The organism is Alcanivorax sp. MD8A (genome assembly GCF_002888555.1).
GTDB lineage: Bacteria > Pseudomonadota > Gammaproteobacteria > Pseudomonadales > Alcanivoracaceae > Alcanivorax.
The window spans coordinates 1-21607 of sequence record NZ_AQOQ01000010.1; the positions used below are offsets into that span (position 1 = coordinate 1).

19 protein-coding genes are annotated in these 21607 nt (G+C 58.5%); 11 read left to right on the plus strand and 8 right to left on the minus strand.

Annotated elements, in window-relative coordinates:
• Positions 1-24 precede the first annotated feature (24 nt).
• From A15D_RS06935 to A15D_RS06950, 4 genes are read right to left on the minus strand one after another with little or no spacing between them, the layout of a single operon-like run.
• Positions 25-1491, minus strand: coding sequence for a coniferyl aldehyde dehydrogenase (locus A15D_RS06935; protein WP_022984569.1), 1467 nt, complete (start codon positions 1489-1491; stop codon positions 25-27).
• Between the two features lie 22 nt (positions 1492-1513).
• A complete protein-coding gene (locus A15D_RS06940) occupies positions 1514-2500 on the minus strand; it encodes an enoyl-CoA hydratase/isomerase family protein (RefSeq protein ID WP_022984570.1) in 987 nt (328 codons plus the stop codon).
• A gap of 16 nt (positions 2501-2516) precedes the next feature.
• Complete coding sequence (locus A15D_RS06945) at positions 2517-2903, minus strand: hypothetical protein (protein WP_022984571.1); 387 nt, start codon at positions 2901-2903, stop codon at positions 2517-2519.
• Between the two features lie 7 nt (positions 2904-2910).
• Positions 2911-3363, minus strand: a complete 453-nt coding sequence (locus A15D_RS06950) for a hypothetical protein (protein WP_022984572.1) — start codon at positions 3361-3363, stop codon at positions 2911-2913.
• A gap of 107 nt (positions 3364-3470) precedes the next feature.
• Here A15D_RS06950 and A15D_RS06955 point away from each other — a divergent pair, with 107 nt between their 5' ends.
• Complete coding sequence (locus tag A15D_RS06955) at positions 3471-4481, plus strand: AraC family transcriptional regulator (RefSeq protein ID WP_022984573.1); 1011 nt, start codon at positions 3471-3473, stop codon at positions 4479-4481.
• Positions 4482-4730: 249 nt separating this feature from the next.
• Here the strand turns inward: A15D_RS06955 and A15D_RS06960 are convergent, their stop codons facing one another.
• Positions 4731-4913, minus strand: coding sequence for a hypothetical protein (locus tag A15D_RS06960; protein WP_022984574.1), 183 nt, complete (start codon positions 4911-4913; stop codon positions 4731-4733).
• A 231-nt stretch (positions 4914-5144) separates the two neighbouring features.
• A complete protein-coding gene (locus A15D_RS06965; protein WP_022984575.1) occupies positions 5145-6431 on the minus strand; it encodes an oxygenase MpaB family protein in 1287 nt (428 codons plus the stop codon).
• An 83-nt stretch (positions 6432-6514) separates the two neighbouring features.
• Here A15D_RS06965 and A15D_RS06970 point away from each other — a divergent pair, with 83 nt between their 5' ends.
• Positions 6515-7129, plus strand: a complete 615-nt coding sequence (locus A15D_RS06970; protein WP_022984576.1) for a TetR/AcrR family transcriptional regulator — start codon at positions 6515-6517, stop codon at positions 7127-7129.
• A gap of 94 nt (positions 7130-7223) precedes the next feature.
• Here the strand turns inward: A15D_RS06970 and A15D_RS06975 are convergent, their stop codons facing one another.
• A complete protein-coding gene (locus A15D_RS06975) occupies positions 7224-7901 on the minus strand; it encodes a TetR/AcrR family transcriptional regulator (protein WP_022984577.1) in 678 nt (225 codons plus the stop codon).
• A 152-nt stretch (positions 7902-8053) separates the two neighbouring features.
• Between A15D_RS06975 and A15D_RS06980 the strand changes: the two genes are divergently transcribed.
• Positions 8054-8710, plus strand: coding sequence for a hypothetical protein (locus tag A15D_RS06980; RefSeq protein ID WP_022984578.1), 657 nt, complete (start codon positions 8054-8056; stop codon positions 8708-8710).
• Between the two features lie 3 nt (positions 8711-8713).
• Positions 8714-9532, plus strand: coding sequence for an SDR family oxidoreductase (locus tag A15D_RS06985; protein WP_102791341.1), 819 nt, complete (start codon positions 8714-8716; stop codon positions 9530-9532).
• 81 nt (positions 9533-9613) lie between these two features.
• Here A15D_RS06985 and A15D_RS06990 read toward each other — a convergent pair whose 3' ends face one another.
• Complete coding sequence (locus tag A15D_RS06990; RefSeq protein WP_102791342.1) at positions 9614-11890, minus strand: molybdopterin-dependent oxidoreductase; 2277 nt, start codon at positions 11888-11890, stop codon at positions 9614-9616.
• Positions 11891-11998: 108 nt separating this feature from the next.
• On the opposite strand from A15D_RS06990, the gene A15D_RS06995 reads away from it, so the two are divergent.
• The 7 genes from A15D_RS06995 (at position 11999) to A15D_RS07025 (ending at position 21599) form a co-directional block, all read left to right on the plus strand.
• The gene (locus A15D_RS06995; protein ID WP_233192134.1) at positions 11999-12625 is read left to right on the plus strand and encodes a TetR/AcrR family transcriptional regulator; all 627 of its coding nucleotides are present in this window, start codon (positions 11999-12001) and stop codon (positions 12623-12625) included.
• A gap of 296 nt (positions 12626-12921) precedes the next feature.
• A complete protein-coding gene (locus A15D_RS07000; protein ID WP_102791343.1) occupies positions 12922-14214 on the plus strand; it encodes a hypothetical protein in 1293 nt (430 codons plus the stop codon).
• Between the two features lie 342 nt (positions 14215-14556).
• The gene (locus A15D_RS07005; RefSeq protein ID WP_102791344.1) at positions 14557-14946 is read left to right on the plus strand and encodes a BlaI/MecI/CopY family transcriptional regulator; all 390 of its coding nucleotides are present in this window, start codon (positions 14557-14559) and stop codon (positions 14944-14946) included.
• Positions 14943-15905, plus strand: a complete 963-nt coding sequence (locus tag A15D_RS07010; RefSeq protein ID WP_102791345.1) for a M56 family metallopeptidase — start codon at positions 14943-14945, stop codon at positions 15903-15905. The genes A15D_RS07005 and A15D_RS07010 overlap by 4 nt, the downstream gene beginning before the upstream one ends.
• A gap of 10 nt (positions 15906-15915) precedes the next feature.
• A complete protein-coding gene (locus A15D_RS07015) occupies positions 15916-17232 on the plus strand; it encodes a TolC family protein (RefSeq protein WP_158245786.1) in 1317 nt (438 codons plus the stop codon).
• On the plus strand, positions 17232-18464 hold the full coding sequence (locus tag A15D_RS07020) for an efflux RND transporter periplasmic adaptor subunit (protein WP_102791347.1): 1233 nt from the start codon (positions 17232-17234) through the stop codon (positions 18462-18464). The genes A15D_RS07015 and A15D_RS07020 overlap by 1 nt, the downstream gene beginning before the upstream one ends.
• Positions 18465-18476: 12 nt before the next feature.
• On the plus strand, positions 18477-21599 hold the full coding sequence (locus tag A15D_RS07025) for an efflux RND transporter permease subunit (RefSeq protein WP_102791348.1): 3123 nt from the start codon (positions 18477-18479) through the stop codon (positions 21597-21599).
• Positions 21600-21607 lie beyond the last annotated feature (8 nt).

The following is a 21607-nucleotide window of genomic DNA, read 5'->3' on the forward strand; positions in this document are numbered from 1 at the left end:
TGCAAGGAGTTATTCAGAGGCTCCTTAAGGTTTGATGCGGCGAAAGCGCAGGGCCTGGAGTGACATCATCAGTTTGAACAGGGTGTTGCCCCAGGGCGGAGCGACCATGGCTGCCAGGTTGATGCGGCCCTTTCGCACCACCCCCTTGGTCTTGGAAAAGGTGAGGAAGCCTTCCTTGCCGTGATAATGCCCCATCCCCGAGTCACCAATCCCCCCAAAGGGAATGTCGTCTGCGGTGACATGGCTGAGGGTGTCGTTGATGCAAACGCCCCCGGAGTGGGTGGTTTGCAGAATCTGGTTGCCCCGCTGCTTGTCCCAGTCAAAGTAATACAGTGCCAGAGGCCGTGGCCGTGCGCGCACTTCCTGCAAGGCGGCGTCTAAATCACGGTAACCCACCACCGGCAGAATCGGTCCGAAAATTTCCTCCTGTAGCACTTTCATGTCGGTCGTGGCATTCAGCACCAGGGTCAGCGGCATTTTTCGCGTGCCACTCATATCCTCCCCCGAGGGGTTGATGGGAATGAGGGTCGCTCCCTTGGTGCGGGCATCCTCCAGATAACTTTCCAGCCGCTGCTTTTGTCGTTCCGAGATGATGGCCGTGTAGTCCGGATTGTCGACCAGCGTCGGGTAGGCTTGTTCGACGGCGCCGGTAAAGGTACGGACAAACTCGCTGATTTTATCCTCATGACAGAACACATAGTCCGGTGATACACAAATTTGCCCGGCGTTCATGCTCTTGCCGAAAGCCAGTCGGCGGGCGGCTTCGTCAACCGGAAAGTCCGGGTGGATGATGGCCGGGGATTTTCCTCCCAGTTCCAATGTCACGGGCGTCAGGTTGTCTGCTGCAGCGCGCATGACGTGTCTTCCCACCTGAGTGGAGCCGGTGAAAACCAGATGATCAAAGGGCAACCTAGTAAATGCCGTGGCGATATCCACATCGCCACCCACCATGCACACCTCATCCGCGTCGAAGTTTTCGGCGAGAATCGCTTGCAGCAGCTGCCCTGTTGCGGGGGCGAACTCTGAGGACTTGAGCATCACCCGGTTGCCTGCCGCCAGTGCGCCAATCAGCGGTGACAGGGCAAGGAAGATGGGGAAATTCCAGGGTACCACGATGCCGACCACGCCCAGCGGCTGAACATGGACCTCTACCTTTGCCGGCATCACGGTGAGCGGGGCGTGGCGGCGTTGTGGCTTCATTAGCCGTTTGAGTCGCTTGCGGTAGTAAGCGATGCCTTCCAGTAACGGCAGGATTTCCGCCAGTTCCGTTTCGGCTGTGGAGCGGCCGCTGAAATCCTGGCTGACGGCACTGGACAGAGCCTGACGATGTTCCAGCAAGGCATTATGTAACCGATTCAGGTTCTGGATCCGCTTCTCGCGTGTGGGGGCGGGGGAATCCATAAAGGCCTGTTTTTGTCGGGCAAGAAGGAGCGGTAATTCGCTGGCATTGGTGCTCGCGCTGGCCAGTGTGTCAAGGCAGGAAGCGGTCATGGTGTGACTCCTGTGTGCAATATCAGCGGGCTGGTCCGGCCGCGTCGTTCAAATTCAGTGTCGATTGGTGTTCCAGGTACTGTGCTGAGGTTTTCCCTTCAGCCAGCTGTTGCTGTTGCTGCGTATAACAGGCCAGAGATTGCGGCGTGCAGGCGGCCTCCATAAAACGTGGCTCACTGCGGGCCAGTGAAAGCGCCAGCGACGAGGATTCACTGTCGCGCAGGCAGGCTTTGATGGCCGACAGCGTCGTTGGGCTTTTTTGCACCAGTTGTTGCGCCAGCTGGTGAGCGGTTTGCTCAAGAGCGTCGGGGTCGGTGGCCCGGTATACCAGACCTGCCTGACAGGCCTGGTCTGCATCCAGCCGCATTCCGAGCAAACATAATTCTGCCGCCTTGGCGCTACCTGTGAGTTTGACCAGGTGGTGAATGCCGCCAGAGCCCGGGATCAGCCCGACCAGGGTTTCGATCTGCCCTAACCGGTAACGTCCTCTGGCCATCAATCGGAAATCGCAGGCCAGTGCCAGCTCCATGCCATAGCCTTGGGCATCTCCGTGGATGGCCGCAATGACCGGCAGGGGATAATGACGCAGGGTGCGGATCAGACGGTTGGCACGGGCATAGAGCAAGGCGCCTTCGACGGGGGTGCCACGCATCCAGCGATCAATGCGTCCTTCATGGGGGCGCTGGCGATCCCGGCGTATCCACTGTCGTGCCAAGGCCATGGTGGTACGAATAGCCAGTGGAAAGGCTCCCCGCAGCCAGGGCTTCAGGGCCAGTGTCGGGGCGGCAACGCGATGAATCTCGGCCAGTGAATAGTGCGTAATAAAGGAGCCGGGATGCTCCCCGGTAAGGATGACAGCGCGTACCCCGGGCTGACGTTGTAGTGAACGCAGGGTGTCGTACAGCGCGTTCACCACGGGCGCGGTCATGTAGCCGCCGTCATCAAGGCAGAGCCTGATGGTGGCAACCTGCTCATGGAAGTGCAGTGATATGTGCGGCGAGGCATTCATGGCGATCGCTCCCTTATCAGCCCTGGCTGCGGGCCAGCCAGCTGTCCTCTTCACCAGGTTCGGGAAGGATTTCCCCGCCTTCCATGGCCCAGCTGGCAGGGAAGCCCACCAGGGTGGCTTCTACCTTGTCCAAAACTATTCCGGCACTCACTGCGACGCCTTCGCGAATCTTCTGACGAAGGGTTTCGGTGAGTTCGGCGTTTCGGTTGCCGCCGCTGCGGACATTACAAATGACATTCAGGTCATGCCCTCCCTTGAGCGGATGGCCGTGCATGAAGATCACGTTGACAAATTCCGGTGGAGCGCCTGTCAGGCCGCAATGGATGTCGGCAATGGCGTCCGCGGTGCGGCGGCGCGCGTCATAGCTGAGGGGCTGGCGGCTGGCGATGTTATAGACCGGCATGGGGACCTCACAGATTCGGGTTAACAATGATGGGGATGCGCTTGAATTGAGCGTGAATCACTGTACGGATGACCTTTGCTACAAAGGCAATCCGTCCGCGCAGGGAAAGCCGTTTCTGGGTGCCCTGAAAGACGTCGGCAAACAGGTCTTCTTCTACCAGGGCCAGCATCAGCTCGTCCGGGTGTTGACCACTGATTTTTAGCCAGTCTTTCTCGATGGCTTTCAGTACTGCGATGCGCTGGTTTTGGGGAAAGCCGGGTGGGCATTCCATGGTCACCAGTGAAGAGCGCGAATCCTGGTAATTGGTAAAGGCCTGACCGGCGGGAATCCGGTTCCAGATCAGTAACAGGCGTTCGCGGCTGACATGGTGGCGGTAATGGTTGCGGATGATCTTTTCCAACAGCGCCACCTGGGTGTCGCTGAACTGGTTTTCCTGTATCAGGATGAGCGTCTTGCGCATGGGATGTCCTCCAGATGAGCCCTTAATTTAGGGGATCACGGAGGGTCTGTTGATGTGAGTGCAGGCCAGTTATTGATATTTATGGCCAAATGGTCATAAATGGCCGGATGGATACACTGGCCACTACCCGCTCCATTTCCAGCATTGATCTCATGGTTCGCCTGGGCCGTGAGAAAGGCCTCTCTGTGGCGCAGTGCCTGCAAGGCACCGGTATCTCTGCCCATCAGTTGGAGGACCCGGAGTGCCGGGTGACCGGGGCTCAGGAACTGCAGGTGATCGACAACCTGGTGACGTTATTACCGGAAGCGTCGGGGCTGGGGATCGAGGCAGGGATGCGTTATCAGCTCACCACTTTCGGGATTTGGGCCTTTGCGATTATCAGCAGCCCGACCGTTCGAGCGGCGATCGAGGTCGGGCTGCGTTTCACCCAGCTGTCGTTTGTGCTGGTGCGGTTCGCGTTTCGTGAAACGCCCGGTCGGGCAGAAATTCTCATGGATGTCTCACACATTCCTCCCCGGCTGCGTCAGTTCGTGCTGGAGCGCCACCTGGTGATTTTTCTGCTTCTCAGCCGGGAAATGATGGGCGACGAATTGATGGCACCAAAAGAGATTCACCTCACCCTGGATCACCTGCCGTTCAAGGTAATGCCGGCGGCGCTGACAAACTGTCGATTGGTATTGGGCAGCGAGGACAATCGCATTGTGCTGGACCCGAGCCAGCTGTCCCGTGCCATTCCCAAGGCCAACCCCGCCACGGCAGAGTTTTGTGTTCGTCAGTGTGAGGCCTTGCTGGACCGACAGCGGCGTCAGACAGGGTTTCCCAGTGAAGTGCGCAGCATGCTGATTGGGCGAGTCGCGGACATGCCCTCGTTAAACGAAGCCGCGTCACTTTTCAATATGAGCCCGCGTACCTTTCGCCGGCGCCTGGAAGAACAAGGCAGTGGTTACCGGGCGTTAATGGAAGAGATTCGTGAAGGGGTGGCCATTGAGTTGCTGGAGACCGCGGGGTTGAGTGTGGAGTCGGTGGCAGAGCGTCTGGGCTATGCAGAAACCGCCAGCTTTATTCATGCCTTTACCCGCTGGACGGGTATGTCGCCAGGCAAGTTTCGCCGGCGCTAGGGAGCCTCTGAATAACTCCTTGCGTACTCAGCGTGGCCTGGAGCGCCCAGCTGTTGTGTCTTGTCTCGATGGTCAGGGTGGCTCCCTTTCCGAGAGGCAAGACGCAGCAGATGGGCGCTCCAGGCCGCGCCCTCCGGGTCTTCCAGGCTGGCTCGCACTCGTTGTTGCACTTTCTCGACAGGCAACCAGCATGCCATCAAAAGTGCGCCTAGATTGCGAGCCAGCCTGAAAGACTGAGCATGCAAGGAGTTATTCAGAGGCTCCCTCGTCCTCCGGTAACACGCCAAGCGAGCGGGCCAGTTGTACGGCCTGCACTTTCTTCCCTTTTTTCAGGGCGTCTTCAATGGAATTGGCGGCGTCCTGTTTGCCCTCCCTGCGCAGATTCGCAAGCAGATCTTGCCAAGCTGGGGCGAGGGTTTTTCTTGCGTCCATGGTGAGCGTGTTTCCGCTTGTGGTGTATTGTTTTATTTACGCAGCAGTGACGTGCCGACCGGAACAAAATGCCTGGGAGAGGGCACCAGGGCACATCGTGATCAAAGGTTAAACTTTCCCTGATGCCTGTGCACCCTGATTCCCGGTGTCGGTATCTGCTTTGCCTGTCAATGCGTGCGGCCTCAACGTAAGCGGTAGCATGGTTACCGTGCGGGATGAATCGAGCACGAATTATCCGATGTGTGCGGGATGGTTTTTATCCGGCTGGATAATGCCGTGTTCGCGTTCGCCGAAGACCGCCTTCATGCGATAGATCTGCTGCTCCCGGCCCTTCTTCTCCAGCGTGCGTTTGTCTGCCCGGCTTGCCCGTTGATACACGCCGCGGGCAATCCGTAGCGGTGTGGTCATGGCCGGATACCAGGGCAACACCCATGCGGGCAGGCCCAATGCGCTCATCTGTTCGCGGGACAGGAACAGACGTGTCAGGCTCAGGTGCGAGTGGTATTCGTATTTCAGGTACAGCTTGTGTAAGCGCGGGAATGTATTTTTCCAGGGGTAGATGCGGTCAAAGGGTTCTTTGGACAACGCCTCGCCCAGTTCCTTGCTGGTCCAGTCGGGGCGGGACTGGGTGGCCTGGGTGTGACGCAGCAGGCGGAAGCCTTCCATCTCGGAATCCACCAGCCACTTTTCTTCCACACCCATCAGCCAGCCGGCGTATTTCCACAGGTGCATCACGGCACGGGACTCGTGTGGCGTGATGATGACACCACCCAGCCGCACGCCGAGTAGCAGCACGGAACCGAACGCCAGATAGGTGGCAACCATGTCAGTCTGGTTGGCCGGGATGCCCCACTCATTGTTGTCCCATTCCTTTCGGGTTTGCAGATGGCGGCGCACCATGGAATGCACCCAGCGCACATGCAGGGTATTGATAAAGCCTTCGCCGAAGCGTTCCATGCCGCCATGTTCGGTGCAGTCCATCCACCACTTGAGGGTTTCACCGGTACGCTGGGACGCCCCCTTGTTGAGTGCACCGGTAGCCACCAGGGCATGATTGAAACCGCTGAGCAGGTAGCCCACCATCAGCGCCTGGTCGCGCATGATGTAGAGACCAAACTCGCCCAGACTCTGCACGACGCCAACACCTTCTTCCAGTAACTCGCGGTCCAGCCAGTCAGGATCGCGGTCCACCAGAGCAAAGAAATCCTTGAGGGGCTGTGGGGCATTGTCCACGGCGTCGATGCCTTCCTTGACGGCCTTGTCATACATGCCGCGGCGCTCGCGGGCATTGCCTTCCATGATCCAGTCCAGCAGGGTATCCATGGGCTCGTCGCCTTGCCACAGGGCATCCACCAGCTGGTCGTAACGTTCCCGGGTGGGCGCCAGTTGTTTGCCAAACACCATCTTCTGCAAGCGTGGCAGTTTCTGGGTGATCTCAAAGGGGCGCACCCGGGTTGGTGCAGGTCTGGCGCCGGTGTGGTTGTTGGATGTGTTCATCACGGTTGGGGCCTTGGCCATGCAGGAAGTCCTCGCCTGAATTTCGGTATGGGAGTAAGCTAATTCAAGCAATTACTTGAATTCAACTTGCGTTTGAGGATGGCATGCGCCGACAGCCGAAACAGCGCCGTTCCCGGGAGATGGTGGACCGTATTCTCGAGGCGGCGGCTGCCACCCTGGTAGAGCGGGGCCTGGAATACACCACCACCAATCACATCGCCGATCAGGCGGGGGTCAACATTGCCTCGCTGTACCACTACTTCACCAACAAGGAAGAGATCGTTGCAGCGGTTCTGGAGTGGCAGGCGCGTAAACTGATGGAAGGATTCACCCGGCAGCAAGTCGAGCTGGATCTGGCGCGGTTGCCGTTACCGGTGCTGGTGCAGACGGCGTTGATGTTCACCCTGCAGACCCTGCGCGCCGATCCGGTGGTACGGGAACTGGCCAAGCACTGGAACCAGTTGTCCCCCCAGTACGCCATGTCTCTGCTGGAGCAGCAGTTGCTGGACATCGCCATGACCTGGTTCCGGGCCAATTATCGCGACTACCCGTTGGAGGATCTCCACGTGCGGCTGTTCGTGCTGATCAATTCGTCCATGGCCACGCTGGCGCGCTACCTGGCCACACCGCCGTCCATGGTGATGGTCAAGGATGCCCAGATCGTGGCGGTGATGACGGACATGATTGTGAAGACGCTAACGCCAGAGGGGGAGGGCTGAGGCAGGTGTGGCGAGAATGGTCGGAAGTCAGAAGTCACTGGTCGGACGTCAGACCAGTCCAGCCCCGCCCCTGCTCCCCAACGCAGAAACGCCCTCATCCCTTACCACCCTGCGATCTTTCATCCAGTCGTCGCTGAGTCAGATTGATGGCGCTATCGCCCACGGCGACCCAGAAATGCGCCACGTCTTCCACCAGTTCATCCAGCGACACCTCAAGGTTTCCGTCCAGCCAGCTCACCACGATCTCGATGGTGCCGCCGATCAGCATGGCGGAACCCACCTTGGCAATAACGTGGGGCTCGTCGGCCTGGTGATACTCGATACTGAAGGCCGACAAGGTCTGCGCCAGTGTCTTGATGACGTCCTGCCGGTGCTTCAACGCACCGGGATTATCGTTGGCCAGACTGAACAGAATGCGTGCCCGCCGAGGATCGTCCACGAGCCATCCGATACTGGCGCGTAACGCCTGGGTGGCCAGTGGCAATGTCTCCTTGCCTTCCTGCAAACCTGAAAACACCGCGCTCTGCCCCACCTGAACCAGCTGGCCGGTCAGGTCGTTGATCAAGGCCGCGGCGAGCGCATCGAGATCCTTGAAGCTCTCGTAGAAATAGCGCTTGTTCAGGCCCGCATCCTGGCAGAGCTGGTGGATGGACAGCCCCTTCCAGCCGCTCTCCGAGGCTTTTACGAAGGCGGTATCCAGCAGGGTCTGACGGCGATTCTGAACTCGGGTGGCGGCGGATTCGCCAAGAAAAGGGCGTTTGGGATGTGACATGGGGGTGGCCTGGCTCCGATGTGCTCATCTTATAAAGCGAACGTCTGGCCCTCAAGGCGGTGTTGACTCGCTGAAGCGCCTGAATCTAATATTGGTACAGGTCTGTACCAAAAAAAATTTTGCGCAACATCGTCATCGTGATGGAGAAAAGTATGAGCGTGGCAGTCACAACCCGGGCATCGAAAGTGCCGATATCGGATCAGGCATATGTGGACAGCCTGAGGAAGATGCATGTAACACAACCGTCCAAGGCAAAGGCGCTGGCCTGGGAACTGTTTCAGGAATTGCAGAAACCGGCCCAGCAATACCGTCTGGCCGGCGTGTTTGCAGAAGGCTCGGCGCCGGAGTCTCCGGACGGGGATTGTGAAGGAATCAACATGAACCTGTACGGCAACCCGGTGCTCAGAGGGCTGGATTATTTGATTCGACTCGGCCGGATGCTGGGCGGTATGGGTTGGGCGGGAAAAACCTTCAATACCGACGGCACGGGTTATAACCGCCTAACGGGCAGCACAAAAATAGCCGCCATGGCGGTGATGCCGCACTACAAGTTGCGCAAGATCAATGGTGAACTTATCGGGTTCGATTTTTACCACTGCATTGATAATTCTCCTGTGGCGCCCAACATTCCGGTGCGATCTCTCAACTACGCATCGCCCGAGCACAACAACCCGCTGATCCTGCCCAAAACCCGTGATGAAATCGTCGAGATTGTTCCGGATGTGTTTTTGGGGCGCGTGCTGATCCGCGATGACTTTGGCTGGAATCTGTCCGGCTACTTTGGTCTGCGCTACCCCGTGGGAGGTTGAGTCATGGCGATTAAACTGGACGGTGCGGTGGTGTGTGTCACCGGTGCGGCGCGGGGGATCGGCAAAGCAACGGCCAGCGCACTCGCCAAGCGTGGCGCCCGGGTGGTGCTGGGCGACATTGATGAGGTGGAAGTAAAAAAAGCGGCCAAGGCGATCGGTGGCGGTGCGCTTGGGGTAAAACTGGATGTGGCAGACCCCGCGTCTTTTTCCACCTTTCTGGCTGCGGCGAAAGACTTGGGGCCCATTGCCTTATTGGTGAATAACGCCGGCATCCAACGCACAGGACGCTTTATTGATCAGACCCTGGAGAGCCAGCACAGGGAAATCGCCATCAATCTGGGTGGCGTGATTAACGGCATGCGGCTGGTGCTGCCGGACATGCTGGCGTCGGATTACGGTCACATCGTCAATGTGGCGTCCATGTCTGCCAAAATGACGCTGCCAGGTGTGGCGGTCTACACCGCCAGCAAGTTTGGTGTGGCCAGCCTGTCCCGTGCTGTTCGCGCCGAGGTTGCGGATTCCCTGGTCAGCATCACAACGGTGATGCCCTCTGCGGTGCAGACAGAATTAACAGCGGGGCTGAATATTCGCGGTGTGCCCGCAGCCAAGCCCGAGGCGGTGGCGGAAGAAATTGTGGCCTCCTGTGCCCACGGCAAATCGGAAATTACCGTGCCACGCTGGTTGTCTCCGGTCTCTGCCATCGAAGAAGTGCTGCCAGAAAGCGTTGGCCGCTTCTTCAAAAAACTGGCCGGGGCGCAGAACCGATTGCTGCAGGATTCTGCCGCTTCACGCGCTTACCAGGATCGGGTTTCGAAGCATTGATTCACCGGGCCGGGCAATGGCGTCGAGAGCTGGCTCCGACCCCTGGATTTTACTCCCGGGGCCCGTGCGTAGATCGACCCGTTATGCGCTAGCCGCAGCGGTGTCGGTCAGCGCCTCAATCATCACTGGCACATGCTTGTGATAGGGCGTCCGGGACAGCGGATCGCAATGGGCGCTGCCGGTTAGCCGGTTCAGTTCCGGCCCCACCGGTGCACTGCCCTTGAAACGGTTTCCATAGCCGTGGGGCAGGGTCACCATGCCGGTGCGCACGCTATCATCCACCTCGATCACCACCTCAATTTCTCCGTGCTCGGATCGGCACCGTGCTCGCTCGCCATGACTGAGCGACAGGGCGTTGGCATCGTCGGGGTGCATGCGCATGGCGCCGTGCGGGTCGACTTTGCGCCAGGCCGGGTCGCGATAGATCTGGTTGGCGTTGTAGCTGCGGCGCTCCCCGGCCATGAGAATGAACGGGTAGTGCTCGGTGGTGTTGGGCGGTGTGAGGTTACGCAGTTCTTCAATCATTTCCGGGATGGCCAGGTGAATGCGGCCGTCCTTGTGAGCAATAAAGCCCCACAAATCCTCAAAGCGGTGCTGGCTGAGGGTAATGCCGGAACGTCCTGCCAGAATCGCCTTGAACAGATTGGCGCCCAGTGTCAGGCGATTGCCCTTGTGGCCGGCACGTTTGACCGCCTTGTAGTGCTTCTGGGCGTAAATAATGGCCAGTGGCAGCAGCGGAATGGTGGCGGCGGCGTTATCCGGCAGGGCCTTGCCCAGCGTGCGGTAGAGAATGGACGCTGCGTACGGCATCCATTGCTTGTGGCTGGCCAGGGTGGCGGCGAAGGCACTCAGAAAGCCCAGGTACGCGGTGCCAGAGGGCTCCAGTTTGGCCAGCCGTTCCAGCGTCGGGAAGCGGGTGGGAATGGCGCCGAGTTTTTCCAGCAGGCGCGTATAGATTTCCGGCTCCGGCAAGGTGCCTTCCCTGGGTGGGAACAGCGGGTGACGCAAGTGGAAGCCGTTGGCCGGGAATTCCAGGTTGAAACCGGTGGCTTCCCACTTTTCAAACTGGCTGGCGGCGGGCAAGACATAGTGTGCCAGGCGGGCGGTTTCGGTCATGGCCACGTCAACCACCACCAGCAGTTCCAGTGACGAAAACGCTTTCTCGTAGGCGGCGGTGTTGGTCCAGGTCATCACCGGGTTGGCGCTATCTACAAATACCGCGCGGATGCGATCTTCGCCCGGGTGGAGAATTTCATCCGGCAGAATGTTGGGCGGGTAAATACCGGCAATGGGGAACATGCCGTGATGAGCGGTGCGCTTGTACTTGGGATTACGCTCGTCGCTGTCGCCAATCACCGGCAGAAAGAAGGTGTGCAGGTTGTTGCCACCCGGTACGCCGAAGTTGCCTGTGATCAGGTACAGCAGCTTTTCCAGATAGCCATTGAGCGTAGTGTTCAGGGTTTGCTGAATGCCCAGATCAATTCGCAAACAGGCGCGCCTGGCGGTGGCGTAACCATGGGCTACCTGCTCCAGTGTGGCCAGCGGCACGTCGGCCTGGGCGGCGTACTCGGCAATCGGGATACTGCGCAGCACGGCCTCCACTTGTTCGAAGCCTTCGCAATGCTGTGCCAGAAATTCCCGGTCATGCAGATTGTCGCGCACGATGATCGCCAGCATGGCGCTCATCAGCCAGGCGTCGCCACCGGGGCGAAGCTGCAGATGGATGTCCGCCATTTTCGCCGTCTCGGTCAGGCGGGGATCCACCACCACCATGGTCCGCTCCGGATCTTTCTTGATGTGCTTCAGGGTGTCGCGGGCATTGGGAATGCCGTGGGCCTGGAACGGATTGGTGCCGATGAACAACACATAATCGGCGTGCTCCACGTCTTCGGTGGTATGGCATTGCTGGTTGCCGAACAGGCGGCCGTTCAGCCAGAAGTCACCGGTCTTTTCCTGGCCCAGTGAGTTATAGCCATAGCGGCTTTTCATGAAGCTGCGAATTTGCTGGCTGTAGGCGCCGCCCAGGTGGTTGCCCTGGCCGCCACCGCCGGCAAAGGCAAAGGCGTCGCCGCCATGCTGGTCACGAATACGGGTCAGCCGCTGGGCGATATCGTCCAGCGCGTCATCCCAGCTGACCGCCTTGAACGAACCGTCCGGCTGACGCTGCATGGGGGACGTCAGTCGATCGTCATGATTCTGGTAATGTTCCAGTCGCGCCGCCTTCTGGCAGATGTACCCCTGACTGAACGGATGCGCCTTGTCGCCCTTGATTTTGGTAAACCGATGGTCGTCGATCTCCACACTCAGGCCGCAGTTGCGGGAGCAGAGAATACAGGCAGTGGTGTCGGTGGTCGCCATGGGGAACCTCGTCGGTGGTGCGGTGGCTGACAGGCGGAATCCGGGCTGGAACGGGCCATGATGAAGTAATAGAATATTATTCTAGAGTTAAATTCTAATGAGGGCAATGTGGAGCAGATAAGGGAATCGGTATTCGAGCGGGCTATCCCCGGGCTCAGAAAAGCCAACAAGCGCCATATTCTCGATTGTGCGCTGGCCTGTTTTGATGAGCTGGGCCTGGAGGCCACCACTATCGACGTGATCCGCCAGCGATCCCAGAGCAGCATCGGTACCATCTATCACCACTTTGGCAACAAGGAAGGCCTGGTCGCGGCGATCTTTCTGGCTGCTCTGGATGATTTGCAGGCACATATCGGCCCGGCCATGGAGGCCGCCCCCGACTTGCGCGGGGCCATTGAAGCCATGGTCCGCAGCTACCTTGCCTGGGTGACAGAGCAGCCCACACTGGCGCGCTTCATGTTCCAGGCCCGTAGCCTGGTGGCCTCGGGTGAGCACAAAAGCGAGCTGGAAACGCGCAACAAGCAGCGCTACGGCGCACTGATAAAGCGCCTTGCTGAGGCCATGGAAAATGGTGTCATTCGTCCGTTGCCGAAGGAAACCTATGCGTCCTTGCTGATCGGCCAGTCAGAGAATTATTGCCGGGCCTGGTTATCCGGCAGGGTAAAAGGTGCTCCGGCGGAGCAGGCGGAGGTGTTTGCGCAGGCGGCCTGGCGCGCGGTAGCGAGCGAGGCTTAGAGGGGAAGCATGATAGTTTCGAGTCACTGGATTACTATGTGGTGGGGAAAAATATAAACTGATATGCATACGCCGCAGTGATAAGACAATGCGGCCATTAACGTGATATCGCTTCTGCGGACAATATGATTATGACAATAACACTGCGCCGGAGCCTCGTATGCCTGGTCGCCCTGCTGGCGGCCGGCTGTGGCGGTGGATCCTCATCATCCAGTGGCAGCGCCGTTACAGAACCGGCAAGTAGTGCGCCAACCCAGGCCAGGTTTTATGACGCTGACGGCGCGCAGGTGTCGCGCATGCAGTTTCAATACCCTGACGAGTTAACGATCAACGTGCAGTTGGAATTCGTCGGGTTGGACAAGGTTTGGGGGACTGAAGACGACGCTTCTCATTCCTACCTTCAGTGTCAGTACATGTCGGCGCCGACCCCGTTGTTGCGCTATCCGGATCTGTATTTTCTCGGTATGTCAGGCTCGGCTACAGGTGCTACAGCACTGGCGATACTAGGTCTGTCGAATAATGGCCCGATGAAGTGCCCGGTGCGTCAAGGCCGACGGCTACAGCAAGAGTCCGGATATTTTGCCGGTCTGTTCACGCCTGGCTCGAACTTTAGTTACAGTTACTCCATCCATGCCGATCTTGAGCATTTTGGCGGGACCGCAACGGAGGTGATCGACTACGAATTTGTGGGTCTGAACACAACGGTTGCCGAGATATTGGCGTTGTCAGAATTCACCTCCGATATCGACCTCTCGACGGTGGATGAGCCGGATCTGCCAGCCATCGTTGATCACACGCAGACCAATACCGTCAGCTTCGATGCCGAGCAGCGGCCCTTGAGCATTGACCTCGCTGCCGATAGCGCTTGGGCGGACTTGTTGGATGCGTATTGCATGGAGGCTGATCCCATTGCTGTCTCGCTCAAGCTGCTGAGGGGATGCTCTTCCGCCCGACAAACACGGACCTATCGCTACCTGGGCGATAGCGTGGAACAGGATGTTCAACGCTACAACGGCTCAACGATCGCAGACTTATACAACTACGCAGCCACTCGCCTGAGTGACCGTGTGATCGTTTATCGCGGTACTGCCAATGCCGGTTCTGAATCAGGCAGGTATTACGATTCCTATCTCTTCAATGCGTCAGAACAAGTGACGGCCAAAGTGCGAAGCTTATACGGTGAAGACGAGATGTGGGGCACAGAAGACGATCGGCATGAAACGCTCGAAAGTTATCATTATGACCACAACGGCAGGCTCTTAGAAGTTGGCTACTTCGGCTCGGTAATACGCAGGTACAGTTACTACGACGATGGAAAATTGAAGCAGGTTGACGAAGTTGCTAGTGACTCCGACGTCCCCTGGGAGCGAACGCTGGTCTCTTACAGACAGGGCGCGCCAGCAAAGATCACTGTGCAGAGGCGCAAAGGTGACGAGAATGAGGGTTATGAGTTGCAGACGCGGATAGTGATGGAGTTTGCGCCTAGCGAAGAAAACTGGGACGAACTGTTTTCACCTGTTCCTCTTTTCCCCGAGTCTCGGACGCCGCCCAGTATTGATGAACTGATGGGCTTCCAGCCGATGAGATGATCAGAGTATGTAAGCGGTCCCGGTGGGGCCGCTTTTCTTGCTACAGGTTATTCTATGGGGGCATAACCTGCCATCAATAACGGGGCGCAGGTCACTTAGGAAGATGAGGTGCAAGTCGCCAGTTGCAGGCAACTTATGCTTTATGCCGCATGATGATGTGGGGTGAAGCATAAGTTGTCTTTGATGTTAACCATAAATCGTCACTTTTATAATCCATGCCGATCCGGGTCCGGTTTCCTCTTGGCTTGCTGTAGTCGTGGTTCTTGAATTTGCCAAATACCGATTGACGGTCGGTTTTTGTCGTGTCATGGTTTTGCCCATCTGATCAATTGGCGGACGGCTATGCAGCTGGGTGAGCTTGAAAAGCAGGTACTGCAGTATTTCTGGAAAGGGCGGACAGCGGATGCCAAGTCCGTGCACACGCATTTCGAAAAGCAGCGTGGTGGTACCCTGAATACCATCCAGAGCACCCTGGATCGCCTCTATAAGAAGGGTCTGTTGCGCCGTGAAAAGCAGGGGCATGCATTCCATTACCAGGCTGCGATGGATCGTCAGGCCTTTATTGGCAAATTGATCGAGGGCATTGGTGAGGACTACAGCGCGGACCCCGGTAGCACGTTGATCGCCGCTTTCAGTACCTTCTCGGAAAAGCTGTCTGACGAGCAGATCGAGGCGCTGGAAAAGCTGATCGAAGCCCGCCGTGAGGCAGATGCGGAGCAGGCTGACAAATGATCTTCGGGTATCCAGCATTGTGGCTGCATCTGTTTACCATCCTGATGCTCGGGATGCTGGGCGGTATGGTGATCACCGCCATCGTGGTGCGTTTGCTGATGTCTCGTTTTCCCGGTTACTCACTCGCCACTCGTCACAACTTGCTGTGGTTGTTTGCGCTTTTTCCGCTGATTGCAGGCGGGACAGCGGTCGTCCTGTCATTTATGCCGGAATGGTTTCCCGCCTCTGATTCCTGGCTTGCCGGGATCATCCATTGGCACCATGCTTACCTGTTTTCACCAACATCCTGGCATGGGGTGTTCCTGGCGTTGTCCCTGCTTTCGATCTTCGCCGTATTGGCTGTTGGGGCCTGGAGGGTCTGGGTTCAGAGTTGCAAATACTCGCTTCTCACTTCACTGAGTGAGAGCCGCGAAGGTGGATTTGCCGAGCTGGATGCTGATGTGCCCATGGCCTTTGTCGCGGGGTTGCTGTCACCGAAGGCCTTTATTACCCGAGGGCTCTCTTCATCTATTTCGGAGCAGGAACGGCTCATCATCAGCCTCCACGAGCAGGCCCATATTGCTCGCCATGACCCGCTATGGAAGAGCCTGTTTACCTTGCTGGTTGGGGCTTACCCTTCTCCTGTGCGCCGCTTTCTGCAGGCGGAGCTTGAGCTGGTGCAAGAGCAACGAGCGGACCAATGGGTGTTGCGCCGCTATCCAAATCCCTCTGCGATTGCCCAGTCGTTATTGAATGTGGAAAAACTGGCGGCCCGCTTTCGGCAGCAGCAACCGTATCGGGCGAGCTGTCATTTCGCTGCCCATGCGGTTCAGCGACGGATCATGCATTTGCTGGGCCCGGCCGATCACCGCAGTTTGTCTGTGGTGCTGGTCGGCGTTGTGGTGGTGGTTGCGGCACTATGCAGTGCCGCCAGTGTGGATCTTGTGCACCATTTTCTGGAAACCTTGTTTCTTCATTAAGAGTGTTCTGATGAGTCGAATTCCTGTTGTTTTTACGACCGAAAAACCGATTGCCAATCGGTTATTGGTGCCTTTGATGGTATTGGGAGTGCTGTCTTTCGCGCCGCCACTGGTGGCTGCGGAAGCTGAGCTGACGCTCTCTCAGGCAATAGAGCGAAGTCTGACGCAGCATCCCCAGATCAAGGCACAGGCTTACCGGACGCAGTCCGCGCAGGCACAAGTTCGCCAGGCAGAGGTTCGTCGCGGAACAGAGATTCAGCTGGAGGTTGAGGACGTGTTGGGGAGTGGCATCTATGAAGGTGCCGATAGTGCCCAAGCCACGCTCAGCCTGAGCTGGGCCCTGGAGGGGAAGCAGGTCGAAAGCCGGGTCGATGTGGCAGAAGGAAAGCAGTCTGTCGCAGCCATTGAGCAGGATTTGCTGCGTTACGACGTGGCGGCCCGCACGGCCCAGGCTTTTCTAACTGCGCTGGCCTATCAGGAGCGTCTGGCACTGGCAAAACTGGCCAGCGATAACGCTTCATCATCATTGGATGAGCTTAGCCGCCGCAGTCGCGCTGGGCGTGCTTCGCGGGTGGATGTGTTGCGCGCTGAGGTGGAGCTGGAGCGTCGCAAGCTGGATGTGGAAGATCTGGATCACGAGCTGCTTGTGGCTCGGCAGCATCTGGCTGCCCAGTGGGGGGAAGCCAATGACGCCGACTTTGCTCTGTTGGGAGAGTTACAAACCAGTCAGCAGCTGGTGTCTTTGCAAGACCTTGAGAAGCAACTGCAAGAGAGCCCACGGGTGACTCGATTCCTCACCCAGGCACGGGTGAATGAGTCAGAGATGGCCATGGCCAAAGCAGATGCCCTGTCTCGCTGGCGCTTTTCTGCGGGCGTGCGCCGCTATGAAGCCACCGATGATTTTGGCGTGGTAGCTGGTGTCGCGATCCCTCTGGGTAATCAGCGCCGTAATCAGGCGCGGGTCAGTGAGTTGGAGGCTGAGCAAGCGTTGAATGAAGCCATGGCGATTTCCGAGGAAAGTCGCCTGCAGGCCCGTTTGTTCGAGCTCTACCAGGCCCTGCAGCATAGCCGCCACCAGGCTGACGCACTGCGTGAAGAAATGATCCCGCGTTTGCAGCAAGCCGTTGGCGCAGCCAATGAGGCATATTCGCTAGGTCGCTTCAGCTATCTGGAGTGGATCTCCGTCAAGCAGGAGCTGCTTGATGCCCGGCTGGCACTGATCAACACGCAGCTGGCCTCTCACGTCAATCTTACCGAAATTGAGCGCCTCACCGGCCTGGCAATCTCTGCACAGACCTTCTCTGCAGACAGTAAGGAGCAGAAGTAATGAATGTTTTTCGTAAACCCATCGGCTTGCTGGTGACGGTATGGATGTTGTTGGTTTTTCCGCTGGTGACACTGGCTGCGGGCGCCGCAGAGGAGCAGGAAGCGGAGCCGGAGAAGGGGCCGCATCGCGGACTGATGCTGCGTGACGGTGATTTTGCTGTGGAACTGGCCATTTTTGAAACGGGGGTGCCGCCGGAGTATCGCGCCTGGATCAGCAATGACGGTGAGCCCGTCGATCCAGAGGAAGTGAATTTGCAGGTGGTGCTGACGCGGCTTGGCAATGTGCGCGACGAGATCGGTTTTGCCCCGCAAGCGGACTTTCTGCGCGGCGACATGGAAATCTATGAGCCTCACTCCTTTGTGGTTTCGGTATCAGCCGAGCACCAGGGGCAGCAGTACCAATGGCAGTACGACAGTTTCGAAGGGCGTACCGCCATTGAGCAGGCGGTGGCCGATGCCATGGGAGTGGTGACTGAAGTGGCAGGCCCTGCGACCCTGCATGAAACCGTGACGGCCTACGGCTCTCTGGTCCTGCCGCCTGCCGGACAGCGCGCCGTTCGCGCCCGCTTTGACGGCGAAATTGTCCGCGTGCACAAGGGGCTGGGCGACAAGGTTGCCCGTGGCGATGTGTTGTTCACCATTGAGAGCAACGAAAGCTTGCGCACCTATGCGTTGCGGTCGCCCATGTCTGGCGTGATCGCCTCGCTTGACGGTGGTGCTGGCGAGCCCACCGGGGACAGAACGCTGGCCCGCATTATTGATGTGTCAAAAACCGAGGCTGAACTGTCGGTGTTTGCCATGGATCGGGCACGGGTCAAGCCGGGTGCTGATGTGCAGCTGGTGCTGGCCGATGGCTCCGGCACGGTCACGGGGAAGGTGACGTTCCTGGCGCCGCAGGTGGCTGCCGGTCAGGCACAGACGGTGCGCGTCTCGCTGGCGTCGCTGCCGGAGAGCTGGCTACCGGGCCAGTTTGTCACTGGCCAGATTGAAGTGGCGCAACATCCTGTCGAGCTGGCCGTGAAGAAAACCGGGCTGCAGGGGTTCCGTGATTTTACGGTGGTGTTCGCCAAGGTGGGCGAGCAGTACGAAGTGCGCATGCTGGAATTGGGCCGTGAAGATGAAGAGTGGGTCGAGGTGCTGGGTGGCCTGAAACCAGGCACTGAGTACGTCAGTGGTAACAGCTACCTGCTCAAGGCGGACGTTGAAAAGTCCGGCGCTTCCCACGATCACTAAAGGCCTGAGACTATGCTTGAAGCCATTATTAAACACGCCATTGAGCGCCGCCGCCTAGTACTGGTGGTCGTGGCCTTGCTGTCACTGCTGGGGCTATGGAATTTCAACCGGTTGCCGATTGATGCCGTGCCGGATATCACCAACGTACAGGTGATGATCAATACCGAAGCGCCGGGCTATACACCGCTTGAAGTGGAGCAGCGGGTGACCTACCCGGTGGAAACCACACTGGCGGGGCTGCCAGGGCTGGAGTACACCCGCTCGGTTTCACGCTATGGGCTGTCCCAGGTCACCGCCATTTTCGGCGATGACACCGACATCTATTTCGCCCGACAACTGGTGAGTGAACGTCTGTCGGCTGCGCGTTCGGACCTGCCTGCTGGTCTCCAGCCCGAGATGGGGCCGATTGCCACCGGTCTGGGCGAAATCTTCATGTTCACTGTGGATGCCGAGCCGGGCGCGGTGGATGCGGATGGCAAACCGATCACCCCCATAGACCTGCGTTCAGTACATGACTGGATCATTCGCCCACAGCTGTTGCGTGTGCCCGGTGTGGTGGAGGTCAATCCCATTGGCGGCTACCAGCGCGAGATCCTGATCGCCATTGACCCGGCTCGCCTGCTGGCGGCGGGAGTGACACAGCAACAGGTGGTTGCTGCGGTCGAGGCCAATAACCAGAACCGGGGTGTCGGCTTCGTTGAGCAGAACGGGGCGCAGTGGCTGATGCGCGTGCCCGGCCAGGTGACCTCGCTGAAGGCGCTGGCGAACACCCCGTTGCGCACCGACAGCGGCGCACGCTTGCGGCTGAAAGATGTGGCCAGTGTGGAAGAAGGGCTGGAGTTGCGCACTGGGGCGGCTACCCAGAATGGTCGTGAAGTGGTGATGAGCACGGTGTTCATGCTGGTGGGTGAGAACAGCCGTACCGTCGCCAGCGCGGTGGGCGAGAAGCTGGAGGAAATCAAGGCGGGCCTGCCGGAAGGGATAACCGCAACGGCGGTGTATGACCGCACCGGGTTGGTCGACAAGACCCTGCAGACGGTTCAGAAGAATCTGCTGGAAGGCGCGCTGCTGGTGATCGTGATCCTGTTCCTGTTGCTGGGCAATGTCAGGGCAGCCCTGTTGACGGCTGCAGTCATTCCTATCGCCATGCTGATGACGATCACTGGCATGGTGCAAACCCGGGTCAGTGCCAACCTGATGAGTCTCGGGGCGCTGGACTTCGGTTTGCTGGTGGATGGCGCCATTATCATCGTGGAGAACTGTTTGCGGCGTCTCAGCCAGGCGAAGGTGCCGGGCAAGACTCTGGGGCAGCGTGCGCGGCTGGATATTGTCTTTACCGCGACACGGGAAGTGATCCGTCCGGCCTTGTTTGGCGTGTTCATCATTACGGCGGTATACCTGCCCATCTTCTCGTTGACCGGTGTTGAAGGGAAGATGTTCCACCCCATGGCCATGACCGTGGTGATTGCACTGGCTAGCGCCATGTTGCTGTCGGTGACCTTTGTTCCGGCCTGTGTCGCCCTGTTGTTCCGGGATGCGGTGGAGGAGAAAGAGCATCGCGCCATGAGCGCGCTGCGTAATGGTTATCAGCGTCTGGTGCGCAAGGCCGTGGCAATGCGCACTCTGGTGGTGGCCGTGGCCGCGTTGTCCGTGCTGGGCTCGGTAGTGCTGGCCACCCGCTTGGGCAGCGAGTTCGTGCCCAACCTGGACGAAGGCGATATTGCCATGCATGCCCTGCGGATTCCGGGAACCTCGCTTGGACAGGCCATCGCCATGCAGGAAACCTTGGAAGAAAAAATTCGTCAGCTGCCGGAAGTGGAACGGGTGTTTGCCAAGATCGGTACGGCGGACGTGGCCACCGATGCGGTCCCTCCCAGCGTGGCGGACAACTTTATTATCCTCAAGCCCCGTGACCAGTGGCCGGACCCTGGCAAGCCCAAGGCGCAGGTGGTGGAAGAACTATCGGCTATCGTTGATACCGTGCCGGGCAGTCGCTACGAATTTCTGCAGCCTATCCAGATGCGCTTCAATGAGCTTCTGGCCGGGGTAAGGGCGGAGCTCGCCATCAAGGTATTTGGTGATGATTTCGCACAGCTGGAAGCACTGGGCAAGCAGATTGAGGGCGTGGTGTCCGGGGTCGAAGGGGCAGCGGATATCCAGATGGAGCAGGTTACCGGCCTGCCGGTATTGACCATTACTCCCCGCGATTCCGTTCTGGCCGGATACGGGCTGGACAAGGCCGAACTGCAGTCTCAGTTGGCCATCGCCTTGGGCGGTGAGGTGGCAGGTCGTTTCTACGAAGGGGATCGTCGTGCCGACATCGTGGTGCGCCTGGCCGAAAAACAGCGTACCGACATGGAGGCATTGGGTTATCTGCCGGTACAGGTGCCTGGCGCAGGGGCTGTGCCGTTAAGGGAACTGGCGAGCATTGAACTGGTGGATGGTTTTAATCAGGTCAACCGGGAAAACGGCAAGCGCCGGGTGGTGGTTACAGCCAACGTGCGAGGCCGTGATCTGGGCTCGTTTGTGGACGACGTACGTACAGCTATCAATGATGACGTCGCCGTGCCCTCAGGCTACTGGGTGGAATACGGGGGCACCTACGAGAAGTTGCAGTCTGCGAGCCAGCGTCTGACGTTGGTGGTGCCATTAACGCTGGTGATGATCGTGGCGCTGCTCTATTTCGCGCTCGGTTCGTTCAAGGATGCGCTGGTGATTTTCACCGGTGTGCCTCTGGCACTGACCGGCGGGGTGTTATTGCTGGTGCTGCGGGATATTCCGTTCTCAATTTCTGCAGCCGTGGGTTTTATCGCTCTTTCCGGGATTGCCATTCTGAATGGCTTGGTCATGGTGTCCTTTATCCGCGAGTTGATGCGGGATGGTGTGGCACTGGATGAGGCCATTATTGAAGGTGCGGTAACAAGGCTTCGTCCCATCATTACCACCGCGCTGGTGGCCTCGTTGGGATTTGTGCCGATGGCGCTTAACACGGGTATCGGTTCGGAAGTTCAGCGTCCACTGGCCACGGTGGTCATTGGGGGCATCCTTTCTTCCACCGTGCTCACATTATTCGTGCTCCCTGCCTTGTACCGTTTGGTGAATGGCAAGAGCGCTCATATCGTAAACCAACCATAATGGGGAAA

What these genes read in the sequence shown, in the direction of transcription:
- A15D_RS06935 (WP_022984569.1), bottom strand. Translation starts at nt 1,491, where the DNA reads ATGACCGCTTCCTGCCTTGACACACTGGCCAGCGCGAGCACCAATGCC.
- A15D_RS06940 (WP_022984570.1), bottom strand. Translation starts at nt 2,500, where the DNA reads ATGAATGCCTCGCCGCACATATCACTGCACTTCCATGAGCAGGTTGCC.
- A15D_RS06945 (WP_022984571.1), bottom strand. Translation starts at nt 2,903, where the DNA reads ATGCCGGTCTATAACATCGCCAGCCGCCAGCCCCTCAGCTATGACGCG.
- A15D_RS06950 (WP_022984572.1), bottom strand. Translation starts at nt 3,363, where the DNA reads ATGCGCAAGACGCTCATCCTGATACAGGAAAACCAGTTCAGCGACACC.
- A15D_RS06955 (WP_022984573.1), top strand. Translation starts at nt 3,471, where the DNA reads ATGGATACACTGGCCACTACCCGCTCCATTTCCAGCATTGATCTCATG.
- A15D_RS06960 (WP_022984574.1), bottom strand. Translation starts at nt 4,913, where the DNA reads ATGGACGCAAGAAAAACCCTCGCCCCAGCTTGGCAAGATCTGCTTGCG.
- A15D_RS06965 (WP_022984575.1), bottom strand. Translation starts at nt 6,431, where the DNA reads ATGGCCAAGGCCCCAACCGTGATGAACACATCCAACAACCACACCGGC.
- A15D_RS06970 (WP_022984576.1), top strand. Translation starts at nt 6,515, where the DNA reads ATGCGCCGACAGCCGAAACAGCGCCGTTCCCGGGAGATGGTGGACCGT.
- A15D_RS06975 (WP_022984577.1), bottom strand. Translation starts at nt 7,901, where the DNA reads ATGTCACATCCCAAACGCCCTTTTCTTGGCGAATCCGCCGCCACCCGA.
- A15D_RS06980 (WP_022984578.1), top strand. Translation starts at nt 8,054, where the DNA reads ATGAGCGTGGCAGTCACAACCCGGGCATCGAAAGTGCCGATATCGGAT.
- A15D_RS06985 (WP_102791341.1), top strand. Translation starts at nt 8,714, where the DNA reads ATGGCGATTAAACTGGACGGTGCGGTGGTGTGTGTCACCGGTGCGGCG.
- A15D_RS06990 (WP_102791342.1), bottom strand. Translation starts at nt 11,890, where the DNA reads ATGGCGACCACCGACACCACTGCCTGTATTCTCTGCTCCCGCAACTGC.
- A15D_RS07000 (WP_102791343.1), top strand. Translation starts at nt 12,922, where the DNA reads ATGCAGTTTCAATACCCTGACGAGTTAACGATCAACGTGCAGTTGGAA.
- A15D_RS07005 (WP_102791344.1), top strand. Translation starts at nt 14,557, where the DNA reads ATGCAGCTGGGTGAGCTTGAAAAGCAGGTACTGCAGTATTTCTGGAAA.
- A15D_RS07010 (WP_102791345.1), top strand. Translation starts at nt 14,943, where the DNA reads ATGATCTTCGGGTATCCAGCATTGTGGCTGCATCTGTTTACCATCCTG.
- A15D_RS07015 (WP_158245786.1), top strand. Translation starts at nt 15,916, where the DNA reads ATGAGTCGAATTCCTGTTGTTTTTACGACCGAAAAACCGATTGCCAAT.
- A15D_RS07020 (WP_102791347.1), top strand. Translation starts at nt 17,232, where the DNA reads ATGAATGTTTTTCGTAAACCCATCGGCTTGCTGGTGACGGTATGGATG.
- A15D_RS07025 (WP_102791348.1), top strand. Translation starts at nt 18,477, where the DNA reads ATGCTTGAAGCCATTATTAAACACGCCATTGAGCGCCGCCGCCTAGTA.